Source organism: Candidatus Melainabacteria bacterium RIFOXYA2_FULL_32_9, from assembly GCA_001784615.1.
GTDB lineage: Bacteria > Cyanobacteriota > Vampirovibrionia > Gastranaerophilales > UBA9579 > UBA9579.
In genome coordinates this window covers 1-4,922 of the sequence record MFRQ01000101.1, presented here as the reverse complement: position 1 = coordinate 4,922, position 4,922 = coordinate 1, and the positions used below count along the sequence as shown (strand labels likewise).

General features: G+C 31.1%; 5 protein-coding genes and 1 pseudogene (1 of these 6 running past the window's edge). 1 reads left to right on the top strand and 5 read right to left on the bottom strand.

Annotation, left to right across the window (positions count from 1 at the left end; genetic code table 11):
- The 4 genes and pseudogenes from A2255_09125 to A2255_09110 form a co-directional block, all read right to left on the bottom strand.
- A pseudogene (locus tag A2255_09125) lies at positions 1-109 on the bottom strand (hypothetical protein); it reaches 854 nt to the left of the window's first position.
- A 7-nt stretch (positions 110-116) separates the two neighbouring features.
- A complete protein-coding gene (locus A2255_09120; GenBank protein OGI19220.1) occupies positions 117-977 on the bottom strand; it encodes a transketolase in 861 nt (286 codons plus the stop codon).
- Between the two features lies 1 nt (position 978).
- On the bottom strand, positions 979-1,677 hold the full coding sequence (locus A2255_09115; GenBank protein ID OGI19223.1) for a hypothetical protein: 699 nt from the start codon (positions 1,675-1,677) through the stop codon (positions 979-981).
- Between the two features lie 72 nt (positions 1,678-1,749).
- Complete coding sequence (locus A2255_09110; GenBank protein OGI19219.1) at positions 1,750-2,850, bottom strand: polysaccharide pyruvyl transferase CsaB; 1,101 nt, start codon at positions 2,848-2,850, stop codon at positions 1,750-1,752.
- A gap of 88 nt (positions 2,851-2,938) precedes the next feature.
- Here A2255_09110 and A2255_09105 point away from each other — a divergent pair, with 88 nt between their 5' ends.
- Complete coding sequence (locus tag A2255_09105) at positions 2,939-4,189, top strand: hypothetical protein (GenBank protein ID OGI19218.1); 1,251 nt, start codon at positions 2,939-2,941, stop codon at positions 4,187-4,189.
- 7 nt (positions 4,190-4,196) lie between these two features.
- Here A2255_09105 and A2255_09100 read toward each other — a convergent pair whose 3' ends face one another.
- Positions 4,197-4,652, bottom strand: a complete 456-nt coding sequence (locus tag A2255_09100) for a hypothetical protein (protein OGI19217.1) — start codon at positions 4,650-4,652, stop codon at positions 4,197-4,199.
- Positions 4,653-4,922: the final 270 nt, after the last annotated feature.

Here is a 4,922-nt window from a genome sequence, read left to right as displayed (position 1 = left end):
ATAAATCCGCATCAAATACAACTATATTTGGATTTTTATGCCCTAATTCTATAAGGGTTTCACCATAAGCAGCCCTTGGAGAAGCTTTAATTACTTTATCCGTTAACATAATTTATCTATAATCCTCTTATTTCTTCTAAAGCCTTCTTAAGCTCCTCATCATTTGGAGCCTTCCCATGCCAGGATGGATTATTTTCCATAAAACTAACACCTTTACCCTTAACAGTATCAGCAATGATCATAACTGGTGAATTTTTTTCCTGACTTAAACTAATGGATTGCTGAAGAGCCTCATAAATTTCCTGGTGGTCATGCCCGTTTATCTTAATAACTTGCCAGCCAAAACCTTTCCATTTTTCTTCAACAGGTTCAAGAGACATAACACATTCAGTATTACCATCTATTTGCAAACAATTTCTATCTACAATTGCAGTGATATTATTAAGCTTATAATGGGCTGCAGACATAGCCGCTTCCCAAACCTGCCCTTCTTGAATTTCACCATCACCTAAAAGGCAATACACTCTGGACGATCTATTATCAAGCTTTAATCCTAAAGCGATACCATTAGCAAGTGATAGTCCCTGTCCTAAAGAACCGGTTGAAACCTCTATTCCAGGCAACCTTCCATATGTAGGATGCCCTTGTAATCTGGAATATAAAGCTCTAAATGTTTTTAATTCTTCTACATTCAAATATCCACTCTCTGCAAGAACCGAGTATAAAGTTGGAGAAGCATGCCCTTTTGAAAGGACGAATCTATCTCTCTCCAGCCAATTAGGATCTTTATCCCAATCTTTATAGTGCTTTAAGTGTTTAAAATATAATACAACCAATAGGTCTACTGCTGAAAGTGAACCACCTGTATGACCTGACTTAGCAGCATGGATCATACTTACAACATATTCTCTAATTTTTCTTGATATTTTTGATAATTCAGCTATTTCTTTCTCACTTAACCCAGACAATCTAGTCATTTCAGCTCTCTTTTCTTGTATATTTTTTATCCAACATGACTTTAATAAAGAATAAAGGTAATACTGGAAACATCCTACTAAAACGGGATGGCTGACTTATAAGCCTAAAAAACCATTCTAATCCTATCTTTCTAAAGAATAAAGGGGCTCTTTTAACTTTTTTAGCCCATACATCAAAACTGCCGCCAACACCTACCATTACAGTTGTATCTAAAACTTCTTTATATTTTTTTATCCATAATTCCTGTTTTGGAACTCCAAGAGCCACAAATAGAACCTGAACTCCTGATGATTTTAGATCTTCTACAATTCCCAACTCTTGCTCAGTATTAAAATAGCCATCACGCACAAAAACAATATTCATAGAAGGATGTTTAGATGTAAATTCTTGAATCATACATTCAATTACTTCTTTTGATGCACCCAAAAAACCTACTCTATAATTATTCTTAACACACTTTTGTATTAAATTGTATGAAAATTCAATCCCGGGAAGCTGTTCAATATTATATATTCCAAGCTTTCTGAGTGTGAGTATAATTCCTATACCATCAGGTATTATCAATTCTGCATTTTTAATTGCTTCATCAAGTACAGGATTATTGGCTGACTGCATTATCATTTCAGGATTAAGTGTAATTATATGAGCACTTTTTGCTGATTTTATGTAATTTTCAGCAATATCCAGAGCACTTTCCATATTTACAAGATCTAAAGGATACCCCAGTATAGAAACTCTTTTATTACTTTTTTCTGCCGTTACACTCAATTTTTAACCCTTGACTATTTTCTTATCAACTAACATTTTACTCAATAAATCTACATTTTGTCGAGATTCAAGTTCCTTTTTAGCCGAGAAATCTCTTAATTTATCTTCATAACTGGATTTTTTTTCAATTAATTCACATATTTTCTTATTTAACTCTTCTTTATTTAAATTTTCAATAAAAATATATGGAATTTCTGCTTCTTTAGATAAAATTTCAACCTTAGGATCATAAGATATAGCTAAAGTAGGAATACTGGATTTTATAGCAATAAGACTAGCATGATATCTCATTGCAATAATATAATCCAATTGACTTATTAATGAAATACTACTAGATATTGATAAATTGGATGCCAGATGAATATCAAAATTAGGATTCTTCAACTTTAAAATTTCATTAAATTTTTTTGTGACCTCTAAATCGTGAGAATCCTGCAAAGAAATCAAGATTAGCTGATAATTATCATCAAAATTTAAATTTATAGCCTCTACCAAATATTCCAATTTTTCATTGTTTAGCAAATACCAGTCTCTAAGCTGAATTCCTACTTTACGCTTTTCCGTATTTAAGACTAAATTACTTTTATTCATATTTTTTAAATCAATATTCCATACAGGATCAGCGGTTAAATATGATTTTATACCTAACTTATCTAGAAATTCTTTACTTTGTTGATCTCTTACAGTAATTAAATCAACTTTCTTTAGAATAATCCCTGTTAAAATCTTCCCCAATTTGCTTTTTATAGGGCCTATACCCTGAGCATATATACAAGTTTTTATTTTAAATAATTCTGCCAAAAATATTAAAGCCAAGTAATAAAACAAACTTTTAATACTTGTAATATCCTGTAAAAGACTCCCTCCCCCACTAATATACAAGTCTGTACTTTTCATTTGTTTAATAATCTCTTTATAATCAAACGTATAAACAGAATTAACGTCATAATCCTGCTTTATTTTGGCAGGATTTTTTGAAATTACAGTTATTTGGCAATTTTTAAAATTTGTTCTAAGATTATGTAAGAGTGTATGCAATATTGCATCATCACCAAAATTATCAAAACCATAATAACCAGATATTAAAATATTTTTAGTTTTCATATTTTTCTTTGTCTTATCTAATATTAATAATTAGTGTACTTTATATTTAACATAAAAAAACAACTGTGATTAGTACTGGGAGTGAAAAATGTTAACATCTGGAATTATTCTTTTTATAGCATATGTCCTGATAGCAACAGAAAAAATACCAAAAGTAACTGTAGCTATGGTAGGAGCTGCAATTACTTTGATTCTTGGTATAGTTCCGGTAGAGAATGCTTTTGAACATATAGATTTTTCTGTAATATTTCTTCTCATTAGCATGATGATAATCGTACATATTGCAGGCAGAAGCGGGATGTTTAACTGGATGGCTATAGAATTGTTAAGAAAAACCGGGGGTAACCCTAAACTGGTATTGGCAGCTTTAGCTCTATTTACCGCCATCGCTTCAGCATTTTTAGATAATGTAACCACAGTTATTCTTATTATGCCAGTTACTTTTGTTGTTGCAAGAGAATTTCAAATTGACCCTGTTCCATTTTTAATCACTGAAATTCTTGCTTCAAATATAGGAGGAACAGCTACATTAATCGGAGATCCGCCAAACATTATCATAGGAAGTGCAGCAGGGTTTACTTTTATGGATTTTGTATATGAATTAACACCTGTTATAATTGTTATTCTTATAATTTCTATAGCAATATTAGTTTATATGTTTAGAAAGCAGCTTGTAGCAACTCCAGAACTAATGCATCATATAGCTAACCTTGATAATTCTAAAACAATTAAAGATAAAAATTTAATGATAAGATCTTCTATTGTTTTGTCTCTCGTTATTATAGGCTTTGTACTGCATGACGTTATTCATATACCTGCATATCAAGTAGCTTTTCTGGGTGCCAGTATACTGCTCTTATTTGAAAGCCCTAAACATATACTACATGATGTCGAATGGACAACGATTTTCTTCTTTATAGGATTATTCATAATAATTGGAGGTCTTGTAGAAACAGGTGGTATAAAATATCTGGCTAATCAGGTTCTAGAAATAACTGATGGAAATCTTACTTTTACCTCAATGCTCGTCATATGGGCATCAGGGTTTCTTTCTGCTATTGTAGATAATATTCCGTATACTGTAACCATGGCACCTTTAATTAACGAATTAAAAGGTAGTATGGATATACACCCATTATGGTGGAGCTTATCTTTAGGAGCTTGTCTTGGAGGAAATGCAACTATAATTGGCGCTGCTGCCAATGTTATTGTCTCTGAAGCCTCACATGCAGCCGGACATCCTATTTCATTCTTCAGGTTTATGAAATATGGAGTCTTAATCACCTTTATATCATTGATAATAAGTTCTATTTATATTTATTTCAGATTTTTAGTATAAAAATTTTCTATTCAAATATATATAACAGACTCATATTTTCTTCCGCAGCTTCAGCTGCAAGTTCATAGAAAGTTTGAGTCAAATTATTTTCTTCCATATTTAGAAAATAATCATAAAGATTATCAACAGAAGTATCAAATGGAGCCTCTAGCATCCAGTTACTTTCTTCTGTATCAATGTTTCCACAATCAATACTACTTGGAGGATATTTTTTTAATTCTTCTGTAATAACTGTCAGCTCAGATAACAATTCCTCAGCAGCTTCAGGTTCAATTTTTGTTTTAGCATCAAGACTTTCTAATAAAATCGGAAACCTGCTTCCCAATTTTCCATCTTCTAAAAGGGTGCTTATTGTACTAAAATAACAATTCAGATACTCATATGAACCAAGTTCAACAGTTTTATAAGGTTCAAGATTTTCAGGATCACAATCAATATCACAAATTACTAAAATTACCCCCATTAAAACCTCCAAATAAAATCCAAGCTCGATAATTAATAATTAACAGTGGTTTGAAAAAAACACAATAGATATCCAAAAAATTCTTTACAAAACTTAGACTAAAACAAGCATAAACTTGTTATAACAAAATAAAGTAGACCAATTACTATATATTATATAGATAAAATCCAAGTATTAAGAGGCTGTTTGAAAAGTAATAAAAAATAGACGATATTGTTGTCATAAATGTAAAGAGAGGAAGTATGACAGCAGTATTGGAAAAGAAACGAT

What these genes read in the sequence shown, in the direction of transcription:
- A2255_09120 (OGI19220.1), bottom strand. Translation starts at nt 977, where the DNA reads ATGACTAGATTGTCTGGGTTAAGTGAGAAAGAAATAGCTGAATTATCA.
- A2255_09115 (OGI19223.1), bottom strand. Translation starts at nt 1,677, where the DNA reads ATGGAAAGTGCTCTGGATATTGCTGAAAATTACATAAAATCAGCAAAA.
- A2255_09110 (OGI19219.1), bottom strand. Translation starts at nt 2,850, where the DNA reads ATGAAAACTAAAAATATTTTAATATCTGGTTATTATGGTTTTGATAAT.
- A2255_09105 (OGI19218.1), top strand. Translation starts at nt 2,939, where the DNA reads ATGTTAACATCTGGAATTATTCTTTTTATAGCATATGTCCTGATAGCA.
- A2255_09100 (OGI19217.1), bottom strand. Translation starts at nt 4,652, where the DNA reads ATGGGGGTAATTTTAGTAATTTGTGATATTGATTGTGATCCTGAAAAT.